We start from the raw sequence: 21,537 nt of genomic DNA, 5'->3' as shown, positions 1-21,537 counted from the left end.
ATCGCGCTCCCGATGCTTATGTCGCCCGCCCGCTAGGGCTCCTCGTCGTCGCCCTGCTCCTCCTGAATCGCCTCGTACACCTCTTCGCGATAAATCGGAACATCGCGCGGCGCGACAATGCCAATGCGAACCTGATTGCGGCGAATCTCTTTGACGACGATCTCGATCTCTTCCCCGATTCGAATCGACTCCCCGACCTTCCTGGTTAGGGTCAACATGGGCCCACTCCTTTCCACGAGTGATGATTGGGTGATGTCCGACGCACTATGCGCCCACTCCTCGATCGACGCTCCCTTCACCCGAGCTGGCCCTGACAGGGCGTTTAGTCTGCGCACCATAGTGGCCTTCGGCCAGCAAAAGATCGCAGAACCTGTCAGAGGGCTCTCAGGGCATAACGCGTACGGGCGCATAGAACATGCCCGAGACGCCCTTGAGGGGAACCTCCCGATGCCGGTGTCGATCGCTTCCTTGCATGACTACCTGCACCTACATCGTGATCCCATAAGACACCAGGTTGGGGGGCCGGTCAAAAAACTTAAAGAGAAACTTTAAGAAAACACCTTTCTGACCGCGTCGAAAGCAACATCCACCCACACCTCGCCCGCTGGCGATGCCGAGAGCGCCCATCGTCACCCGATTTCGAGTCAGGGGAAAGTTTTTCCCGATCGCCCGGGCGATCTCAGCGCTCGTCGTCCAGCTTCAGCCCCAGCGCGCGGGCCACCCGCCAGGCGTCGCGGGGCACGTCGGTGGCAAGGCTGGGCTCCGGCCGGTAATCCATCAGCGCGCGAAGCTTGGAGGTGAGCCGGTCCAGATCGCGCTCTGGCGGCGAGTCACCGGCGGAGAGCGCCAGACGCAGCGCCTCATCGCTGACGCGCAGACCGCGAATGCGCAGCCGCGCCACCGTGTCGGCCGCGGCGATCTCCGGGAAGTGTGTGGCGGCCACGACCCGATCGCCGGCGCGCTGCCGGGCCTCAATCACCGACCGCGCGAAGCGCGCGCCCTCGGCCGGGTGGGTGCCGCGCCCCGGCTCATCGAGCAGCCAGAGCCGGGGCACGGCCCCCTCCCAATGCGCCACAAGGCGCCGCACCTCGCGCCCGAACGACGAGAGCCCCTCCTCCTCGGCGGCGCCCCCCTCTTCACTGCCCACATAGATCAGCCCCTCCAGCATCCCGAAGGTGCAACGCTCGGCGGGCACCGGCAGCGCCGCCTGCGCGCAGAACTGGCAAAGCCCCACGAGCTTCAAGAGCGCGGACTTCCCGCCCATATTCGGGCCGAGCACCACCGTCACCGGCGCGTCGAGCGCCACATCGATGGGCTGAACCTCATCGCCGATGCGATCGACCTGGCGAGGATCGCGCCCCTGCACAAGATGCAGCGCCGCGCCCTCCCGACGCTCCGGCCAGCAGCCACCGATCGCCTCGCGCAGGCGCACCCGCGCCCGCCCCTCATCAAAGCGCGCCAGCGCCTCGATGGTGCCTTCGAGTTGCGGGAGCGCGCGCTGCAAAAGCTCGCTCAGTCGCCCCCGCAGCTGCTGCTCGCGCGCCTCCACCTCCTCGGCGACACGAGCCTGCGCCGCCTCGGCCTCCACCACCGCCTCATCGACCAGCTGCCAGGCCCCCCCCTGGTAGGCCAGGCGCTGATCGTCGAGGGTCACACCGGCCTCGGGTCGGTAGCGGCCCCGCACATCGAAGCGTCCGCCCCAGCGCTCACAGATCTGAGCCTCAGCGGCGTCGCGAACCTTACGAAGTTCGCGCCCCGCGCGGCGATGCGCCTTCCGCGCCCGGGCCAGCTCCCCGTCGAGTTGATCGCTTAAATGAAAACGCGCGCTGGCCTGCGCCTCCGGGTGCATCGCGCTCATCGTCTCGCGCAGCACCTCATAGCCCGGCTCGCCAGGGGCCGGCAGACCATCGGCGCTCCCGGCCGCCTGCAGGATCGTCAGCGCGTGAAACAGAAAACGTTTGACCTCAAAGAGCTCCGCGTCGCGCAGCACCTCCCCGAGCTGCAGGCGACGAAGCGGCCGCTCCAGGGCCGGAAGCTCACGCAGCGCGTCATCGATCGGGCGTTGAACCTCGGCATGATCCTGATGCCAGAGGTCGAGCGTGCGCAGGCGCGCGACTTCTGCGTCCCAGCGCGCGACTTCATCCCCGCGATAGACGTGCACGCGCGCCGCCCGCGCACGCCCCGCCTCACTCAAAGGGCGCAACCTCCCGAGCATATCGCGCGCGCCCACCACCTCCAGCGTGGTCGCATCGCCAAAGCGCGCCGGGGCGCCGGACTCCCCCTTCACCCTGTTCAGATCCTTCCACTCGCTCATCGGCCAGCCTCTCATCGAAGACGGCTGCGACTATGCGCGAGCGCCCGACGTTTGGCAAAGCCGCACAAGCTCCCTGGCTTGCTCCCGCCCCCTTTCAGTCGGTGGCCGCCCCACCCGGGAACACGATCGTGGAGTAGGTCTCATAGAAGCGACGCTCGATCTCGGTGCGCGACTCATAGAGCTCGGCCAGCTCATCAAAGAGCAACGCCAGGTACGCCAGCCGCACCGGATGGTAACGCCCGCGAGTGGCTGCCGGGAGCTCATCCATAAAGTGGTCGAGCTGCTCCAGCACCTGCTCGGCGTAGCGCTTGAGCCCCTCGATCTCCTCGACCTCCGAGCCGAAGATGCGCCGCACCCGCGGGTAGAGATGCTCCCGCTCCCGATCGAAGGTCGCCTGCAAGCGCTGACGCAGGAGCAGCGCCCGCGGCACGATCTCGCGCAAGAGCGCATGGACCTCACCCTCATCTTCCCGGGCGCGCTGGGCCTGCGCGATCGAACGCCCGATCGCCTCCATCGTCGAGAAGACCTCCATATGGGTGTACGTAAGCTCCGAGAGCAGCCCCATTGCATACCTCCGTGCGCGTCGCCGTTAACCGTCGTAACGTGTTGAAAAACAACACCTTTACGATGACCATTCCCTGCACAGCCTGCCAAATATCAGCGCCCGGCGACCAAAAAAAAGCGGCACCCTCCGAGGGGGTGCCGCTTCTGAACGCTCACAGTCAAGATGTCGACTTATTTGGTCTTCTTCAGCTCGACCAGGATCTGCTTGACCACCGCCTTGAGCGTCTCAAAGACGCCGGGGCCATTGGGCGCGATGGCGCTGGCCTCAAAGTCGGGGTACTTGCCCTCGGGGTTGAGGTCGGCGCGCAGCTCTTCGAGCGGCATCGCCGTGGGCAGGTCGCGTTTGTTGTACTGGATGACAAAGGGGATCTTGTCGATGTCGTAGCCGTAGGCCACCAGGTTCTCTTTGAGGTCCTCCATCGAGATGATGTTGGCCTCTTTACGAGCCCGCTGGCTGTCGGCGACGAAGACCACGCCGTCGGCGCCCTTCATGATCAGCTTACGGCTGGCGCTGTAGAAGAGCTGACCGGGCACCGAGTAGAGGTGCAGGCGAGTTTTGAAGCCGCGGATGGCGGGAAGACTCAGGGGCAGGAAGTCGAAGAAGAGCGTGCGCTCTTGCTTGGTCTCCAGACTCACCAGCTTACCGCGCGCGTCCGGGTTGGTCCCCGAGTAGATGAACTTAATGTTCGTCGTTTTACCACAGAGCCCCGGCCCGTAGTAAACGATCTTGAGGATGATTTCCCGCTGGGCGTAATTGATGAACGACATAGGGACCTTCTCGTCACCGCGCGTGGCCAAGGCGTACGTACCCTGGGGCCGGGGCACGTTGCGTTAGCTGGTTCGAAGTCTCGAAATCGACATCGTCGAATAAACTCGCTGGAATGCCGCGAAGCGTTATACCACGAGGCGAAATCGTGTCGAATTAAATTTTGAACATCCGCCGCCCGACCTTCAGGCCTGGCGTCGAGCCTGCGTTGGTCTTCGCCGAACCTACCGGGCGAACACCTGCGAAAGCTCCCCAAAACCACATCAAAACGTCATCTGAAACCGGGTGCCTCAAGCGTAGAGCCCTCACTAGAAGGCATCATTGAAGAGGCTGTCGATATCGTCGTCGGTGATCTCGCCGAAGATATCCATATCTTTGTTGCCGTCTTTGGCCTTCTCGGCGACCGCCGCGATGATATCGGCCATCTCCGCGTAGGCGCGCTTCACTCGCAGGCGCACAAGCCCGAGGCTGGAGCGCTCATCGAAGATGACCACAAGAATCAGCGTGTCGCCGATGACGGAGACATGCAGATGCTTGCTTTTTCCTTCGTGGAAGTGAACCGGAAACTCCTCCTCTCCGAGCATCAGCGCCAGGCTGCCGGTGGCCGCCGTAGAGCCCGCGACCAGTGAGGCCAGACCGGTGGTGTCGATGCCAGTGGTCTCGCCAGTGGCGGTGACCAGCTGCCCGTCTTTGTCCACAATAAAGATGGCTTTCGCGAGGGCATCGCGCACAAGACGCTCACAGATCTCTGTGAGCTTCTGGTGCTCCTCTTCGTAAATCACCATCTGGGAACTGAGCATGGAGGTACTCCTCGGTTGCCTCCCTCAGAGGGAGGGTCGAGTCGGCGTCAAACTGACTTTCACGGGTCAAGCTAGCACAGTGACCCACCCCACGCAACGCCGGGGTTGGGGCGCAGCGAACGGGCGAAAACCCGCGCGCACGCTACATTTCCCGCCTCTGCGAGAGCGCACGCGAGAGGGTGACCCGGTCGGTATATTCAAGCTCTCCGCCAATCGGAACACCGCTGGCGATGCGGCTGACCTTAAGCCCCAGAGGCTTGAGCAGACGCTGCAAATAAAGCGCGGTGGCTTCCCCGTCGACCGAGGGGCTGCAGGCCACGATCACCTCCTGCGGCTCCTCCATCCCTTCGGGGGGCGACTGCAGGCGGGTGAGCAGCTCACGCAGGCGAATATCATCGGGGCCCACCCCGTCGAGCGGGCTGATCAGCCCGTGCAACACGTGGTAGAGCCCTCGAAAATCGCCGGTCCGTTCGATCGCGCGCAGGTCCTGGGTGCGCTCCACCACACAGATCGTGGTGGTGTCGCGCCGGGTGTCGCGGCAAATCTCGCAGACCTCCGCCTCGGTCAGGTTGCAGCAGACCTGACACAGGCCCACCCGCTCCTTGACCTCCACCAGCGCCTCGGCCAGCTCCCGGGCCATCTCCTCGCTCTCATTGAGCACGAAGAAGGCCAGGCGCGTAGCGGTGCGCTCGCCAATACCCGGCAACTTGCGAAACGCGTTGACCAGGCGAGTGATGGGATCGCGGGGCTTCATCGGGTGGGCCCGGGTCGGAAGGGGGCTTAGAAGAGGCCCGGGATGTTGAGGCCGCCGGTGATCTTCTCGATCTCGGAGTTCATCATCTCACCGGCCATCTCCATGGCCTGGTTGACGGCGCCGAGCACCATCTCTTCGAGCACCTCAACGTCGGAGGGATCGACGACATCGGGGTTGATCTTGATCTGCAGAAGTTCCTGCTTGCCGTTCACCACGGCCGTGACCATGCCGCCACCGGTGGAGGCCTCAATGGTCTTGTTGCCGATCTCTTCCTGAACCTTGGTGATGCGCGATTGCATCTTCTGGGCCTGGCGGACCAGGCTGTTCATGCCGCCTTTCATCGCGAGTGCTCCTGGGTGGGCGCAACGTCATTAAATGGAGTGTGGTTCGCGCCGCCGCCGGGCGACACGAGGGGTGAGTTATACGCACACACCCGGCAGTGCGCAACGCGTCTTGGGGACGAAACGCGCAGGCCCGCGCTTAGCCAAGGCCCAGCAACGCCTCGGTGATGGCGCGCACGCCCAGCGTGAGGCAGCGCTCATCGACATCAAAGCGCGGGGTGTGCAGCGGGTGCACGTCCTCGGAGCCCGGATCCTTAACGCCCAGAAAGAAGTACGCCGCCGGCACCCGGGTGGAGAAGGCCGCAAAGTCCTCGGCGCCAAGCTGGGGAAGATGTTTGACCATCACGCCTTCTCCCACTCGCTCTTCAATCAGGCGCACCACGCGCGCCTCCAGGCCCGCGTCGTTGGCGGTCAGGCGCGCACCGGGCACAAAACGAACCGTGGCGCGCGCTCCCAGAGCGGCGGAGACCCCCTCAATGATCTGGCGCGCCGCCTGGCGCGCGCGCTCGATCGCCGGCGCCGAAAGTCCGCGCAAAATGCCGGTGAGCTCAGCCCGCTCGGCAATGATGTTGTAGGAGTTGCCCGCCTCCAGCTTGCCGATGGAGAGCACCACCGCGTCGCGCGCATCGGTGACGCGGCTGACCACCTGCTGCAGCGCCACGATCACCTGGGCAGCCACCGCCACCGCATCGATGCCCTCATGCGGGTAGGCGCCGTGGCTCTTTTTGCCCTCGATCACCACCTCCACAAGCTCCGAGGCCGCCCATACCGGCCCGCCGGTGTAGCCGATCTTACCCACCTCCAACGTCGGCATGCAGTGCAACGCGAGAATGGCCTCGACCTCCGGCGCTTCGAGCACTCCTTCCACAGCCATGCGCTCCGCCCCAATCGGCTCACCTGTGGGCGAGGCCTCCTCGGCGGGCTGAAAGATCATCTTCACCCGCCCTTTTAGCTCCGAGCGCCGGGCCACAAGCTCGCGCGCCACCCCCAGCCCCACCGTCGTGTGCACATCATGGCCGCAGGCGTGCATCACCCCCGGGCGCGTGCTGCAATAGTCGCGCTCACCAAGCTCCTGAATGGGCAACGCGTCGATGTCGGCGCGAAACGCCCGCGTCGGCCCCGGCTGCGCCCCCTCGATCAGCGCCACCACGCCCGTCTCGGCCACCCGGGTGCTCTCCACACCCAGCTCCGAGAGCCGCTGCTCAATAAAGGCCGCGGTCTGATGCTCCTCAAACGAGAGCTCCGGGTGGGCGTGGAGGTGGCGGCGCCAGGCCACAAGCTCGGTGTCGAGGGTCATCCTATCCTGGCTCATCATGCACCTGCTCTGCCCGGCTCTCGGGCGTTGAAAAAGGAAGATCGATCGCAATGTTCAACACGACGTGCACAAAAAGCGCCGCCGCGCTCGACAAACACGACGGGAGTAGGGCAAATGCCCCTACCCCTGTCAAGAAAGCCATCGCGACAACTCAGGGTGCTCGCCCCCTGATATTCAGGGAGCTCGCCACCTCCCCGAGATCCTCGCCGCTGAAACGACATCTTCTTCTGGAATGAGCTGATGATGCCTTCTTCTCCTCGCCCGATCTTCGTTACGTTGCTCACGCTGACCCTGCTCTTCGCCAGCGGCTGCGCCACCTCGTTGAGCAACCTCGCTCCGGCCCACACCCTTGCCCCCGGCGAGGTGCAGATCACAGGGGTAGCCCAGGCCGATCTTTATACCGGGGTCTTTGACGGCACCATCGACGCCGGGCGCGCGGTGGTCGACGCCGCCCAACGCGACGAGGGCCCCATCACCGAAGAGGAGCTGCGTACGCTGCTCGACGCGGTGCTGCTCTGGCAGCTCTTTTTGCCCGGGGTCACCCCTGAGGTCGCGCTGCGCGTGGGTGTGAGCGATCGCCCCCTGGAGGGCCTCGACGTGGGGCTTCGCTACAACGGCAACGTCGTCAAACCCGATGTGCGTCTGCAGCTCTGGGAGAGCCAGGGAGGAGACCTCGCGCTGACCGCCCACGCCGCCTACGGCTACCACCGCTCCGTGGCCAGCTCCGCGGTGGAGTGGCTGGTGATGACCGAGTTTAAACGCCACGACTTTGAGGCCGGCCTCTCCGCCGGCTGGCAGTACCAGGACATCATCAAGCTCTACCTCTCGCCGCGCTACCTTTACAGCGACCTCTCGGCCACCCCCAACCTCCCGGACTGGCTCCAAGAGCGCATCCCCGAGGAGTACCAGGACTACAACCCCTCGCGCTTCTTTGAAGACTCCGAGCTGCACTACGTCGGTCTGAACTGGGGCGCGATGCTCGGCTACCGCTGGGTCTTCTTGCATGTGGACATGACGATGATGCGGGTGCTCTTTCGGCCCACGGTGCTGGAGTCGTCGCGCAACTACGACAACTGGGTCTTTGCCCCCAGCGCGGGCCTCAGCGTGCGTTTTTGAGGGTGTGTCCGCCGGCCGGATCGGGGGAGGGCCTTGCCCGCGATCGCGATCCCTGCGAAGAAAGGAGCAAGATCGGCGCGCCCGACGCGATAATGAGAGAAGCACCCTGTTGCACCTCCGGTCGTGAGCGCGCGCCGACGGCGCCACCCTCGCCAGTACGCCCTGGGCGTGCCGGCCCTCCTCTCTCGAGCACCGCACTATGAACCTCCCCGCCCCCTTTGCGCCCATCGCGCCCTCGATCGACGCCGCGCTCCACGACATCTTCGGCTTTGAGTCTTTCCGCACCGGCCAGCGCCGCGGCATTGAGGCGGTGGTCGAGGGAAACGACACGCTCATCGTGATGCCCACCGGCAGCGGCAAGAGCCTCTGCTACATGCTCCCGGGCTGTGTGCTCCCCGGGCTCACCCTGGCCGTCTCGCCACTGATCGCCCTGATGAAAGATCAGGCCGACGCGCTCGAATCCTTTAACATTCCAGCCACTTACATCAACTCATCTCTGAGCTGGGACGAGCAGCGCCAGCGCCTGGCCGGCATGCGCGCCGGCGCGTTTAAAGTCGTGCTGGTGGCGCCCGAGCGTTTTAAAAGCCAGGCCTTCCTCGACGCGCTCTCCGGCGTGCCCATCGGGCTTTTTGCCATCGATGAGGCACACTGCATCAGCCAGTGGGGCCACGACTTCCGCCCGGACTACCTCAACCTCGGCGAGGTCCGTCAGAAGCTGGGTGCGCCCACGACGCTGGCGCTCACCGCGACGGCAACCCCGGACGTTCAGCGCGACATCGCCGCCCAGCTCGACTTCGACAACCACAGCGTCGTCGTCTCCGGTTTTGAGCGTCCCAACCTCTTCTTCGAGGTGTATCCGGCGCGCAGCCGACGCTCCAAATACGAGCGCATTGAGGCCCTGCTCGACCAGACCCCGGAGGGCAGCAAGGTCATCTACTGCGCCACCCGCAAGCAGGTCGAAGAGGTCGGGCGCAATCTGCGGGAGTCGGGCTACTACCCGGCGCTCTACCACGCCGGGCTCTCCGACCAGGAGCGCGACGAGGTCCAGGACGCCTTTATGGCCGGCGACGCCCCGCTGCTCATCGCGACCAACGCCTTCGGCATGGGCGTCGATAAGAGCGATGTGCGCGCGATCGTGCATTTTAACATCCCCGGCAGCGTGGAGGCCTACTACCAGGAGGCCGGACGCGCCGGGCGTGACGGCGATCCGGCACATTGTCTGCTGCTCTACAACCGCGCCGATCTGCGCATCCACGAGTTTTTTACCGAAAACTCCTTCCCGGACCGCAAGCTGGTGGAGCGGCTCTGGACCCTTCTGCAAAAGCACGGCGTGGGCATGCATACCCTGGACGCCGACATGCTCGCCGACCACCTCTCGCGCGCCGGCGACGACCGGGTGCACCCCTGGGCGGTGGGCTCGGCGCTGCGACTTCTGGAGCGCGGCGGGCACCTGGCCTTTGGCCAGCGCGGACCGGCCCCCTGGCTGGAGGTCATCGACCAGGCCCGCACTCGCGATCTTCGCGTGGACTGGGACGCGCTCAACGCGCGGCGCGGCGTCGATGAGCAACATCAAGAAGATATGGTGCGCTACGCCACCGGCCACACCTGCCGGCAGGTCTACCTGGTGCGCTACTTCAGCGACACCGCCCACGACATCGCTGAGTGCAAGCGCTGCGATCGATGCTGCGGACCGCCCTCCTATGCGCAGGCCGCCGGTCAGGTGCGCGCGCCTATCATCGTGCGCGAGTCGGCCCAGACGGTGCTGCGCAAAGTCTTAAGCGGCATCGCCCGCGCCCGCGGCAAATGGGGCGCCCACGTGATCGCGGCGATGCTGCGCGGATCGCGCGCCAAAAAGATCGTCGGCGCCGGCCTCGACCAGCTCTCCACCCATGGCATCCTGCGCGATCTTCGTCAGGATGATCTCGTGCGCCTGCTCGATGTCTGCTCCCAGCTCGGGCTGACCACCCAGAACACCTACGGCTGCCTCTCACTGACCGACGCGGGCACCGAGTTGATGATGTCCTCGGAGCCCCTCTCCGAGACTGTGGCCGAGGTGCTGGCGCGTCATCTGCGCTCAGCCTCCGAGTTGGGTGATCTTCCTCCGAGCGCCCGCTCCTCCGAGAGCCGCCCCAGGCCGGCCTCCGGCGATGGCGAGCTTGGCGAGACCTACCTGCGTACATTGATGCTGGTTCGTGAGGGGCATGATTATCGCGCCATCGCAAAAGAGCGCGGGCTCACTCCCTCCAGCGTGCTGCGCCACTTTATGACGCTGGCAGAACGCGGCCATAAGCTCCCGCTCGATGAGCACGCCGACGGTCGCCTCTTGCCCGAGCTGCGCGAGCTTGCCAGCGAGTGGTCCCCGGATGATAAGCTGGCGCCACTCAAAGAGCGCCTCACCACCCCCTGCGACTACGATACGCTGAAGTTGAACCTCGCCATCGTACTTCAGGAGCGTTTTGAACACGATCAAACCCCCGAAGCCTCCTGAGAGCGTGCTTCACCGATCGGTAAGCCAAACCCTCGCCCGTCGGGCCGCCTCAATCGCACCCGATCAACGTCTGTTGGTCGTCATCCCCGACGCCACACGCCCTGTGGATCTTCCCGATGTGCTTGAGCCGCTGCTCAACCACCTCAACACCTTTAAGCCCGCGCAGATCTCGGTGCTCGTCGCCCTGGGCCTGCACCGCGCGCTGGCCCTCTCCGAGCTCCGGCCCCTCCTGGAGATCTGCCACGACGCCGGCGCCACACTCACCCAGCACAACCCGCACCACCCGCGCCTCTCGATGCTCGGCGCCGACGTCGGGCTCTTGTCGGAGCCCCAGGCCGAACCGCTGATCGGCCCTGCCCCGCCCGGTGGGGATCGACCGCTGCCCGCGCTGCTGCACCCGATGCTCTTTCAGCACGACCGCATCATCGTCGTCGGCACCGTCGAGCCGCATCAGTACGCTGGCTTCTCCGGCGGCATCAAAGCCCTGGCCATCGGCTGCGCCGGCGAAGAGACCATCGGCACGTTGCACGGCCTGGAGCTCTTACGTCACCCCGGCGTGCGCCTGGGACGCATCGACGACAACCCCTTTCAGCAGGCCCTCTGGCGGGTCGCGAAGATGAACGTCCCCGTCGACGCGCTGCAGATCGTGCCCGGCCACCCCGAGCCCCGCGCCATCCTCTTCGGCCCGGTCCGCCCCACCTTTGAAGAGGCCTGCAGCATCGCCCGTGAGGCCTTCTTCTACACCAGCGAGCCTCTGCCCTGGCTGCACCTGAAGTTGCCGCCGAGCAAATCCGACAACTTCTACCAGGCCTCGCGCGCGGCCACCTACGCCGCGCTCGTCGAGCACAGCGCCCTGACCCCGGGAGGGTGGATCGTGCTGGAAGCCACATGCCCCGAAGGTCTGGGACGCGGCGATGGCGAGCGCGCCTTCGCCCGCGCTCTGGCCCGGGGCCGCGACACTCTGCTCGCGGAGCTTCGCGGCGAACGCCCCTCACCGGAGCCCGGCGTCGGCGGTCAGCAACGCGCCTATGTGCTGGCCATGGCCCTGGAGCGAAACCCCATCGCCCTGATCACGCCCCAACCTCTTCAGGAGCTCGACGCGGTGGGCATCCGCCAGTTCCGAAGCCTCCAGGAAGCCCACCGCGCGCTCAACCTTCCCCTGGTCACCGGCGTCTCGCTTCCCGACATCTTCACCGGGCTGCCGATCCTCGAGCACTGAGTCTCCCGCTCAGCCTGCTCCCGGGCCCGGCGAGCTTCCGACCACAAAAAAGCGCCCCCGCCCGAATCTCCGGCGAGGACGCTTTCTTTTTTCAACGCCCGGCCCGGCGTCACGCGGCGCGGATCGCCGGCGGCGCGAAAGGCCGGAGACTGGCTCAGCTCGCGTTCTTCTGCTCGATGAGCTCCAGCGCCTTCTCCAGCGTCATATCATCGGGGTTGGTGCCCTTGGGAAGCGAGGCATTGACCTTGCCCAGCTTCACATAAGGCCCGTAGCGCCCGTCGAGCACGTTGATCGGCTTGCCGCTGTCCGGGTCGGTGCCCAGCTCCTTGAGCACCTTGCGGCTGTTGGAGCGGCGCCCCTTGGGCTGCGCCAGAAGCTCCAGCGCCTGCTCCAGCGTCACCGTGAAGACCATGTCCTGCTCGGGCAGGTTGCGGTACTCCTTGACGTGTTTGACGAAAGGCCCGTAGCGCCCGATGCCCGCTTCTACCGGCTTGCCATCTTCGGGGTGCTTGCCCAGCTCACGCGGAAGATCAAGCAGCTGCGCTGCCTGCTCCAGGGTCACGTCTTCGGGCTTCATGCCTTTGGGCACCGAGGCCGTCGGCGGCTTCTTGTTCTCTTCGGTGCGCTCACCCAGCTGGAAGTAGGGACCAAAGCGGCCGTTCATCAAAAAGATCGGCTCGCCCTTCTCCGGGTGAATCCCCAGGGATTCAGGCCCCTGCTCACGTTTCTCCAGCAGCTCCAGGATCTTCTCATAATCCAGGTCGGCCGGCGGGATGTCGTCGGGCACATCGACGGTCTTGGTCTCGCCATCGACCTCGATCTGCACGTAAGGCCCGTAGCGCCCTACCTTTAGCGTGGCCGGGAAGTCTTCCAGGGTGACCTCACGGGCCAGGTCCGGCTCGATCTTCTCTTCGCCCTCGTTGACCTTGTCGGCAAAGGCACCCTCGCGGCGGTAGAACTGGTGCAGGTACTCCACCTTGGAGCCCTTGCCGGCGGCGATCTCATCGAGATCGTCTTCCATCCGCGCCGTAAACTGCGTGTCGACCAGCTCCCCGAAGTGTTTTTCCAGGAACTCGGTGACCGCAAAGGCCATGTACGTCGGCACCAGGGTGCGGCCCACCTTACGGCCGTACTTCTCGCCAGCGGTGATCTTGCTCATGATCGTGGCGTAGGTACTCGGGCGGCCCACGCCTTCTTCTTCGAGCACCTTCACCAGCGAGGCTTCCGTGAAGCGCGCCGGCGGCTTGGTCTCGTGGCCGATGGCTTCAAGCTCGTTGCAGTCGACTTCCCCACCTTCTTTGAGCGCCGGCAGCAGCACTTCGCGATCTTCGAGGGCCGCTTCCGGATCATCAGCGCCTTCGACATACGCACGCATGAAGCCCGCAAAGTCGATGCGGTTGCCGTTGGCGCGGAACATGTAGGTGTGCTCGTCGTCGCTGACCTTCAGGTCCACGCGCACGCTGGTCTTTTTGGCGTCGGCCATCTGGCTGGCCACGGTGCGCTTCCAGATCAGGTCGTAGAGCTTGCGATCGCGCCCCTTAAGCCCCGACTTCTTCGGGTGCACAAAGGCATCGCCGGTGGGACGAATCGCCTCGTGGGCCTCCTGCGCGCCCTTGGACTTCGAGGCGTAAACCCGCGGCTTATCGGCCACATACTCCGCACCGTAGAGCTCGCCGGCGGCCTTACGCGCGGCGCTGAGCGCCTGCTGCGAGAGGTTCACCGAGTCGGTACGCATGTAGGTGATAAAACCGTTCTCGTAGAGCGACTGCGCAACCCGCATCGTATCCGAGGCCGACATCCCCAGCTTACGGCTGGCCTCCTGCTGCAGGGTCGAGGTGATGAAGGGCGGCTTGGGACGGGTGGTATAGGGGCGCTCGGTGATCTCGTTGACCGTCCAGGGGCGGCTGGCCAGCTGATCGACCATCTTTTTGGCCTGCTTCTCATCGAGGAGCAGGACGTTTTTGCCCTCGGCGATCTTGCCGGTGTTCTCGTCAAAATCTTTGCCGGTGGCCACGCGGGTGCCGTCGACCTCATGAAGCACCGCATCAAAGGCGTTGCCCTTCTCGGCGAGCTGCGCCTTGAGGTCCCAGTACGAGCCGGTGCGGAAGCGGCGACGCTCGCGCTCGCGCTCCACCAGAAGCCTCACCGCCACCGACTGCACACGCCCGGCTGAGAGCCCGTATTTGATCTTCTTGCCTACCAGCAGCGAGAGCGGGTAGCCCACCAGGCGGTCGAGGATGCGGCGCGTCTCCTGGGCTTCCACAAGGCTACTGTCGACCTCGCGGGTGTTCTCCAGCGCGCGCTCAATGGCCGACTTGGTGATCTCGTGAAAGACCATGCGGTGCGTCGGGCATTTGGGCTTGAGCTCTTCCAATAGGTGCCAGCTGATCGCCTCTCCTTCACGGTCTTCATCTGTCGCGAGGTAGAGGGCGTCGGCCTTCTTAAGCTCGGCCTTGAGCTCTTTGATGGCCTTCTTGGAGCGGGGATCTTTGACGACGTACACCGCGTCAAAGCCCTCCTCGATGTTCACACCCAGGCTGGCCCAGGGCTCCTTTTTATACTTCGCGGGCATCTGGCCGGCGTTGTCCGGGAGGTCGCGGATATGGCCCAGCGAGGCCTTCACCACAAACTCCTTGGGCAGGTACTTTTGAATGGTCTTCGCCTTAGAGGGCGACTCGACGATCACGAGTTTTGACATAGAAGGTTTCCGCGCTTCGCTGTTCATTCATTAACAGGGCCCAACGGCTTCGAGGCTCAGATCTACGCGCTCATCACGAGGTGGCAAGGCGCATTTGCTGCGCGCCCCTCAGAAGGGGCTTCTCCACCTCCACCCGTTGCCCGTGGGGGGCTTTCATAGAGAAGAGCCCGGGGGTTTGTCCAGCCTCACCGCCGGCCGGGCCTGCAGAAGAGCCCCGCGCTGCGACGCAGCGCGGGGCTCTCGATATCTGCAACACCCCAAAACGCCCGGGGTTGCGCCCTTAGTCTTCGTCGATCTTCTCGGGAGCGTCGGCGTCATCACCGCCGGCGTCATCGTCAGACTTCGGTGCGCCGGGGCCCTTGCCGGACTTCATCATCGTGTAGAAGTCCCGCATCTGCTTCTCGAGATCGTCGGCCGAGAGGTTGGAGAGATCCATCTTCTTGAGCTGCTCCTCGTCGATGTCGCCGAGCATGCTCTTCGGCAGGTTCTTCATCAGCGTGGGGGCCTGCTTGACGGCCATCTCGAAGATGGGCTTGAACGCCCCGCGGATGTTGCCGGACTCATCAAAGAGCTGGTCGAGCATGCCCATGGGGTTGCCCCCGGGCATCTTCGGGCCGCCGGCGCCGCCCTGCCTGAAGGCATCGGCGAAGTTCGAGGGATCGAAGTCGTTGCCGAACATCTCGAAGATCGAGCTATCCAGCGCGGGCATCTCCACCGAGTCGTAGGCCGGACCCAGCAAGAACATCGGCAGCTCGGCCGGCGCGCTGGAGGCGCGCTCCAGATCGGCGCGGGCCGCCTCCTCTTCGCCGCTCATCTGCAAGGCGGCGCCGCGCACCGCGTAGGCGTCGGGGAGGCTCGGATCGAGCATCACCGCGCGCTCGGCGGCCTTCTTGCCGGCGCTGAGTTTGCCCTCGGCCAGCTGCACGTTAGCGAGCTGCACAAAGGCAAAGGCTTCTTCGGGGTAGATGTTGGAGGCGCGCAGCGCGTCTTCGCGTGCCAGGCGATGCTCCCCGCGCGTCAGGCGCAGGTGGCTGCGCATCAAGATCGCCTCCAGCGCTACGTCCGTGCCTTCGCCGACGGCGATGTCGAGCAGGCTCAGGGCCTCATCGACCTGGCCGCGCAGCATATGCAGGCGAGCCATCGCCAGGGCGTAGTCGGCATCCTCGGCGTCGAGCTCCCGGGCGGCCTTCAAGTCGCGCTCGGCCCCCTTCAGATCGCTCAACCGCAGGTGAACCTCCCCGCGCAGCGCCAGGATCTCAGCGTTGTCCGGATCGGCGATGAGCGCGTGGGTCAGATCGGCGCGAGCCTCCTCGTACTCCTCAAGCTCCACGGCCACCAACGCCCGCCCCATCAGCATGCCCGGATCGCCCTCTTTACGCGCGATCGCCTCGTTAAAATAGGCCTGCGCCGCCTCCGGCTCATCGAGCTGGTAGCTGGCCCAGCCGGCCACGGCCATCGTCGCCGCGTCGCGCCAGCCGGCCTTCCAGGCCGCCTGGGCGTCAGCCAGGGCATCATCGACCTCGTCGAGATCCAGGTAGAGCTCGGCGCGTCGGGTCAACAGGCGACCGCGCAGCAAATCATCTTCGCTGCGCGCGCCCGGCTCCTCGCCGGCCGGCCCCATCGTCTCGAGCATCGCGCTGAGGCGGCTCACCGCCTGATGCAGCGCGCCATCCTCGATCAGAGGTGAGAGCTCGGAGGTGAGCTGGGTCCACATCGCCTCATAGCTCGGGCTGAGCGCTACGGGAGGTTGTTTTACGTCACTCATAATCACCGCGTCCCATCGACAGACGCCCGCTCTCCTCAAGAAAGCGGGCGTAGGTCAGATCGTCATGATTGTAGGTGGCGCGAGCGCGCCTGCGCCTTCAAGAAACGCGCCTTACTTCGCCGCGCTGGCTTTCTCAAAGAGCTTCCGCAGGGGCTGCTCGCCCTGGAACCCCATCATCACGTCGACGACGTCATTGCCGCGCATCGCCACGACCATGGGGATGGAGCGCGCGTTGAACGCCTGCGCCAGCTCAGGCTCCTCGTCGATGTTGATCTTGCCGACCTTGACCTGGCCCTCAAACTCGCCAGCGAGCTTGTCGATAACCGGGCTGAGCGCGCGGCAGGGACCGCACCAGGGCGCCCACAGATCCACGATCACGGGCACGTCAGCGTTGACCACTTCGTCATTGAAGTTGTTCTTGTTGAAGTTATGCGTCGTCACGATGGACTCCTTCTTTAGCTCCGCGCACTTCGCGCGGCATGATCAAACCTGGAGATATGGCCAGCCCGACACTCGAGCCGGCCGCTACCTTTGAGATTCAACACCGGCCGGCAACGTTTCAAATTCATCGCTGCCTCGATGCTTGAAATCTTCCACTTACTCCCAGCCCTCGAGCGTCTGGCGGATATGCGCCAGAAACTTATCGGCGGTGGCCCCGTCGATGGTGCGATGATCAAAGGACATGCAGAAGATCGCGGTGGGGCGCACCATGATGGCGTCGGTCTTCTGATCGACGACGACCCGCTTTTTGATGGCGCCGGTGCTGATGATCGCCGTCTGCGGCTGGTTGATAATGGGCACGCCGAACTCCGGGCCAAAGATCCCGTGGTTCGAGAGCGTGAACGTGCCCCCGCGGACCTCGTCGGGCTTGAGGCGTTTGGTGCGCGCGCGCTCGGCCAGATCGTTGATGGAGCGCGCCACACCCAGCAGGCTGAGCTCATCGACGTTGCGCACCACCGGCACGATCAAGGAGGCGTCGAGCGCCACGGCCACGCCCACGTTGATATCGCCGCGGTAGACGAGCTGATCGCCATCGAGCGAGGCGTTGACCACGGGGAAGGCGCGCAGGGCGTCGGCCACCGCTTTGACCATAAACGCGGTGTAGGTGAGCTTGACGCCGCGCTCCTCAAACTCGCCCTTCATGCGCTTACGGGCTTTGGACACCGCCGAGAAGTCGATCTCGTGGATGGTGTGGGCGTGGGCGCTGGTGGCGCGCGAGCGGGTCATATGCTCGGCGATGGCCGCGCGTTGCGGCCCGAGCGGCTCGTAACGATCGCGATCGCCCAGCGTGATGGGCGGAGCCGGCGGCGCCTGGCGGGTCTGCTGTGCAGGCTGCGAGGAGCGCGAGGCGATCGGGCCGGTCGAGCCGTTGGTGCCCTGGTGGGCGCCCGACTCGATAAAGGCCATGATGTCGGCCTTGGTCACCCGGCCGCTCATACCGCTGCCTTCGATCGGCGAAAGATCGGCGATGCCGTGCTCCTGCGCGATGCGACGCACAAGAGGGGTGGAGCGGGTGCGGCGAAGCTCCTCGCGCGAGGGCACACCGTTGCTGCTCGCGGCCGAAGGCGGCGTCGCAAGCGCGGTGGCCGTACCACCGGAGCTCGCAGAAGCCGCGCCGCTGCTGACCGAGGCGGCCTTCGCCGGAGCCGACGCCGCCTCACTGGAGGCCGCGCTCACCTCACCGGGCTTCGCCTCGGTATCGAGCACCGCCACCACGGTGTTGATCTCGACGGTGTCGCCCACCTTCGCCAGACGCTCCACCAGCACACCGGCCAGGGGGCTGGGCACCTCGGCGTCGACCTTATCGGTGGTGATCTCGAAGAGCGGCTCATCGCGCTCCACAAAATCGCCGATCTCTTTGAGCCACGCGGTCACCGTCCCCTCGGTCACCGACTCTCCCATCTGCGGCATCACCACTTCGCTTCGCATCTCGCCATCCTCTCTTTCAGTCAGGAAACGTCTTGATTGAACTTCTGCCTCACATCGACCCGCTCAGGCCCTTTAGATGTGAATGGCGTGACCCATCGCCGCGTGCGCCGCCTCGGCCACCGCCTCGGCCAGCGTGGGGTGGGGGTGAATCGTCATCAAGAGCTCCTCGATCGTCGACTCCAGCTCCATGGCCAGGGTCCCCTCGGTGATAAGCTCGGTGGCCTTCGGCCCGATGATGTGCAGCCCCAGAAGTTCGTCGTACTTTTTGTCGGCCACGATCTTCACAAACCCTTCGGTCTTGTTGAGGATCGCCGCCTTACCGATGGCGCTGAAGGGGAAGACGCCCGTCTTCACATCATAACCGGCCTCTTTCGCCGCCTCTTCGCTCAGGCCCACCGAGGCGACCTCCGGGCTGCAATAGGTGCACATCGGTACCAGGCGATGGTTGATGGGGCGCGGGTTCTTGCCGGCGATGTGGTCGACGGCGAGGATGCCCTCTTTGGAGGCCACGTGGGCAAGCCAGGCGGTGTTGACGATGTCGCCGATGGCGTAGACGCCCGGCTCACCGGTGCGCATGAACTCATCGACCTCGACCACGCCACGATCGTCGATCTTCAGTTGGGTGCCTTTGGCGCCGATATCCTGCGTGCGCGGCGCGCGCCCGGCGGCCACCAGCAGGTGCGACGCCTCAATGGTCTGGGAGCTGGTCTTATCGCCCTTTTTGGTCTCGACGACGAGCTTGACGCCCTTGTCGTCGGCCTTGACGTCGGTGACCTTCGAGCTGGTCAGCACCGTCATGCCCTGTTTCTTGAAGGACTTCTCGGCCTCGGCGCAGACCTCGTGATCTTCGGAAGGAAGCACCCGCGGGGCCATCTCAATCAACGTGACTTTGGAGCCGTAGCGCAAAAACACGCTGGCAAACTCGGTGCCCACAGCCCCGGCGCCGATCACGACCAGGTGCTCCGGCACCTCCTCAAGCTCCAGAATCCCGTCGGAGTCGAGCACCCGCGCCGGGCTCATATCGATGAAGGGAAGGTGGAAGCAGGTCGAGCCGGTGGCCAGAATCACGTTTTTGGTCGAGAGGGTCTGCGTCTTGCCGTCGGCGGCCTCCACGCTGACCTTGCCCTTGCCCGCCAGACGACCGTGGCCCAGGTGCACGTCGATCTTGTTTTTCTTCATCAGGTAGCTGACGCCGCCGGCGTTCTTCTTGACCACCTTCGCCTTGTACGCGTGCATCTTGTCCATATCGAGCGCCACATCGGAGGCGCTCACCCCGATCTCGTCGCCTTTTTTAAGCGTCTCGAGCATGTCGGCGGTGTGCAGCATGGCTTTGGTGGGGATGCAGCCGCGCAAGAGGCAGGTGCCGCCCAGACGCTCGGTGGGCTCGCGCTCCACGATGGCCGTCTTCAGCCCGGATTGTGCGGCGTGAATGGCCGCGACATAGCCTCCCGGCCCCGATCCAATCACCACGACATCGTACTGACTCATGCCCGTCTCCTGCGCCAGACGCCCCGATTTCGGGGGCGCTCAAAAGGGTCAAAATTTCTCAGCTGCAACCGGCCCGTAACGTACTACGCCCCCCCTCCCTGTCAAGGTTGCCAAACGCTCCCAGGACGACGCTGGCCGCGTCGTCAGGGATTCGCAGTAGCGCTGCTACAGCTTCATCCCTGCCTCCTTGCCATCGACCGCCCTGGATGCGTTTGGGTTGGGGGGTGTGCGCTCAGGACGACGCTGGCTGTGTCGCTGCGTCGTCGCGGTAGCGCTGCTACACGCAACTCCTTGCTCCTTGCCATCGACCGCCCTGGATGCGTTTGGGTTGGGGGGTATGCGGGTTGTGGTTGGGTGGTTGGGTGGTTCGGTGGTTGTGGAGCACCGAGGTTCGCGAGGTGGGTCGATTCGTTTGCACCCGGGGCGGTTCATGGGTTCGAGTCCGAAATCGACGTCGAGCGCCAGCGCGCGCTCCTCCTTGCTCCTTGCCATCGACCGCCCTGGATCCGTTTGGGTTGGGGGGTATGCGGGTTGTGGTTGGGTGGTTGGGTGGTTCGGTGGTTGGGTGGTTGGGTGGTTGTGGGGCACCGAGGTTCGCGAGGTGGGTCGATTCGTGTGCACCTCGGGCGGTTCACGGGCTCGAGTCCGAGGTCGTGATCGAGTCCGAGTCCGCGTCCGAGATCGTGGTCGAGTCCGAGAGCAAGCGTGTGCCAAACGCGAACATCTACCTGTTCAAAAACCCCACGTCACCCGCATAAACACTGCCCCTCCAACGACCCACGGTCACCCCACCTACCCGCCAGACACAAAAAACCCGGACCTTTCGGCCCGGGTTTTTCTGTGTCACGCAACCTCGGCGTTTTTTACAAAACGCTTTCTCTGTCACGTGACGCTTTGGCGGCTTCACCCGGTGTCGATGCTTTTGAGGGCATCGACACCTTTCTGTGAAGCGGCTCCGTCGACTCCAACCTGCGTCACTTAAGACGTCGGCAGTTGGTTTCGACCCGTTGTATAAACCCTGCGTCACTTAAGACGTCGGCAGCTTTATACAACTTCTGGCGCTGCCGTCTCAACGCTGCGTCAATGAAGACGTCGACACGTCAATTCGACCCTTTAACTCCAGATCATGTTAACTCAATAACATCATCTGAGGTCTTGCGCCGCCACGAAGCGTCGTTCTCTCTTCGTGACTTAATATCAATGTGCGCACATATCTCCGACCACCAACTCTTTTCATCCTTTTCAGCCCGCAAACCTCCCCACGCCCTCACGAATCAACCCACACCGCGAACCACCGCGCCACACAACCACACAACCACACAACCACACCCGAAATCCGCCCACGCTCTCAAAAATCGCCCCTCACCGCAAACCCCCGCGCCACACAACCACACAACCACACCCGAAAAACTCCCCACGCACACACAAATCGACCGATACCCCCAACCCCAGCATCTCCCCGTCCGAGAGACCCACATCACCCGCATAAACACTGCCCCTCCAACGACCCACGGTCAGCCTCCACACCGCCAGAGACAAAAAAGCCCGGGCCTTTCGGCCCGGGTTTTTCTATGTCGCGCAACCTCGGCGTTTTTTACAAAACGCTTTCTCTGTTACGTGACGCTTTGGCGGCTTCACCCGGTGTCGATGCTTTTGAGGGCATCGACACCTTTCTGTGAAGCGGCTCCGTCGACTCCAACCTGCGTCACTTAAGACGTCGGCAGTTGGTTTCGACCCGTTGTATAGAACCTGCGTCACTTAAGACGTCGGCAGTTTCATACAACTTCTGGCGCTCTCGTTTCAAACCTGCGTCACTTAAGACGTCGACAGTTTGATGTGAGATTCGGATATCAGAACCTGCTAACTTAATAACATGTTCTGATATCTACGCCGCCACGAAGCGTCGTGCTCTCTTCGTGACTTACTCTCAATGTGCGCACCTATCCCCGACCACCAAATCTTTTCATCCTTTGCAGCCCG

16 protein-coding genes are annotated in these 21,537 nt (G+C 64.3%); 3 read left to right on the top strand and 13 right to left on the bottom strand.

What is annotated here, in order from left to right; all coding sequences use genetic code 11:
• Positions 1–32: 32 nt before the first annotated feature.
• The 8 genes from csrA to FRC96_RS07235 all read right to left on the bottom strand — a co-directional run bounded on the left by csrA (position 33) and on the right by FRC96_RS07235 (position 6,851).
• Positions 33–218 (bottom strand): carbon storage regulator CsrA, encoded by a 186-nt coding sequence (gene csrA, locus FRC96_RS07270; protein WP_115606598.1) that lies wholly within the window; start codon positions 216–218, stop codon positions 33–35.
• A 461-nt stretch (positions 219–679) separates the two neighbouring features.
• Positions 680–2,314: a MutS-related protein gene (locus tag FRC96_RS07265; RefSeq protein WP_230469971.1), complete on the bottom strand. Its 1,635-nt coding sequence runs from the start codon at positions 2,312–2,314 to the stop codon at positions 680–682.
• Positions 2,315–2,408: 94 nt separating this feature from the next.
• The gene (locus tag FRC96_RS07260) at positions 2,409–2,879 is read right to left on the bottom strand and encodes a hypothetical protein (protein ID WP_146973839.1); all 471 of its coding nucleotides are present in this window, start codon (positions 2,877–2,879) and stop codon (positions 2,409–2,411) included.
• A gap of 170 nt (positions 2,880–3,049) precedes the next feature.
• Positions 3,050–3,646, bottom strand: coding sequence for a GTP-binding protein (locus FRC96_RS07255; protein WP_111731164.1), 597 nt, complete (start codon positions 3,644–3,646; stop codon positions 3,050–3,052).
• Positions 3,647–3,952: 306 nt separating this feature from the next.
• Positions 3,953–4,444: a roadblock/LC7 domain-containing protein gene (locus tag FRC96_RS07250; protein ID WP_146973838.1), complete on the bottom strand. Its 492-nt coding sequence runs from the start codon at positions 4,442–4,444 to the stop codon at positions 3,953–3,955.
• A 142-nt stretch (positions 4,445–4,586) separates the two neighbouring features.
• Positions 4,587–5,198, bottom strand: a complete 612-nt coding sequence (gene recR / locus FRC96_RS07245; RefSeq protein WP_146973837.1) for a recombination mediator RecR — start codon at positions 5,196–5,198, stop codon at positions 4,587–4,589.
• 26 nt (positions 5,199–5,224) lie between these two features.
• A complete protein-coding gene (locus FRC96_RS07240) occupies positions 5,225–5,539 on the bottom strand; it encodes a YbaB/EbfC family nucleoid-associated protein (protein WP_115606588.1) in 315 nt (104 codons plus the stop codon).
• Between the two features lie 139 nt (positions 5,540–5,678).
• A complete protein-coding gene (locus tag FRC96_RS07235; protein WP_230469970.1) occupies positions 5,679–6,851 on the bottom strand; it encodes a M20 metallopeptidase family protein in 1,173 nt (390 codons plus the stop codon).
• A gap of 246 nt (positions 6,852–7,097) precedes the next feature.
• Here FRC96_RS07235 and FRC96_RS07230 point away from each other — a divergent pair, with 246 nt between their 5' ends.
• The 3 genes from FRC96_RS07230 (at position 7,098) to FRC96_RS07220 (ending at position 11,677) form a co-directional block, all read left to right on the top strand.
• Positions 7,098–7,970 (top strand): hypothetical protein, encoded by an 873-nt coding sequence (locus FRC96_RS07230; protein ID WP_146973835.1) that lies wholly within the window; start codon positions 7,098–7,100, stop codon positions 7,968–7,970.
• Between the two features lie 199 nt (positions 7,971–8,169).
• The gene (locus FRC96_RS07225) at positions 8,170–10,458 is read left to right on the top strand and encodes a RecQ family ATP-dependent DNA helicase (protein WP_146973834.1); all 2,289 of its coding nucleotides are present in this window, start codon (positions 8,170–8,172) and stop codon (positions 10,456–10,458) included.
• A gap of 4 nt (positions 10,459–10,462) precedes the next feature.
• Positions 10,463–11,677 (top strand): lactate racemase domain-containing protein, encoded by a 1,215-nt coding sequence (locus FRC96_RS07220; protein ID WP_230469993.1) that lies wholly within the window; start codon positions 10,463–10,465, stop codon positions 11,675–11,677.
• A 154-nt stretch (positions 11,678–11,831) separates the two neighbouring features.
• Here the strand turns inward: FRC96_RS07220 and topA are convergent, their stop codons facing one another.
• From topA to lpdA, 5 genes are all read right to left on the bottom strand, one after another.
• The gene (gene topA, locus FRC96_RS07215; protein WP_230469969.1) at positions 11,832–14,375 is read right to left on the bottom strand and encodes a type I DNA topoisomerase; all 2,544 of its coding nucleotides are present in this window, start codon (positions 14,373–14,375) and stop codon (positions 11,832–11,834) included.
• A gap of 280 nt (positions 14,376–14,655) precedes the next feature.
• A complete protein-coding gene (locus tag FRC96_RS07210) occupies positions 14,656–16,140 on the bottom strand; it encodes a tetratricopeptide repeat protein (protein ID WP_146973831.1) in 1,485 nt (494 codons plus the stop codon).
• Between the two features lie 111 nt (positions 16,141–16,251).
• Positions 16,252–16,581 carry a thioredoxin gene (gene trxA / locus FRC96_RS07205; RefSeq protein WP_115606576.1) on the bottom strand — a complete coding sequence of 110 codons (330 nt, stop codon included), beginning with the start codon at positions 16,579–16,581 and terminating at the stop codon, positions 16,252–16,254.
• Between the two features lie 156 nt (positions 16,582–16,737).
• Positions 16,738–18,069, bottom strand: a complete 1,332-nt coding sequence (locus tag FRC96_RS07200; RefSeq protein ID WP_146973830.1) for a dihydrolipoamide acetyltransferase family protein — start codon at positions 18,067–18,069, stop codon at positions 16,738–16,740.
• A 72-nt stretch (positions 18,070–18,141) separates the two neighbouring features.
• A complete protein-coding gene (gene lpdA / locus FRC96_RS07195; RefSeq protein ID WP_146973829.1) occupies positions 18,142–19,557 on the bottom strand; it encodes a dihydrolipoyl dehydrogenase in 1,416 nt (471 codons plus the stop codon).
• Positions 19,558–21,537 lie beyond the last annotated feature (1,980 nt).

Origin of the sequence: Lujinxingia vulgaris (assembly GCF_007997005.1) — a bacterium.
Classification (GTDB): domain Bacteria; phylum Myxococcota_A; class Bradymonadia; order Bradymonadales; family Bradymonadaceae; genus Lujinxingia.
Note: the sequence above shows the minus strand (reverse complement) of the source record. Positions and strands in the feature narration are given on the sequence as shown.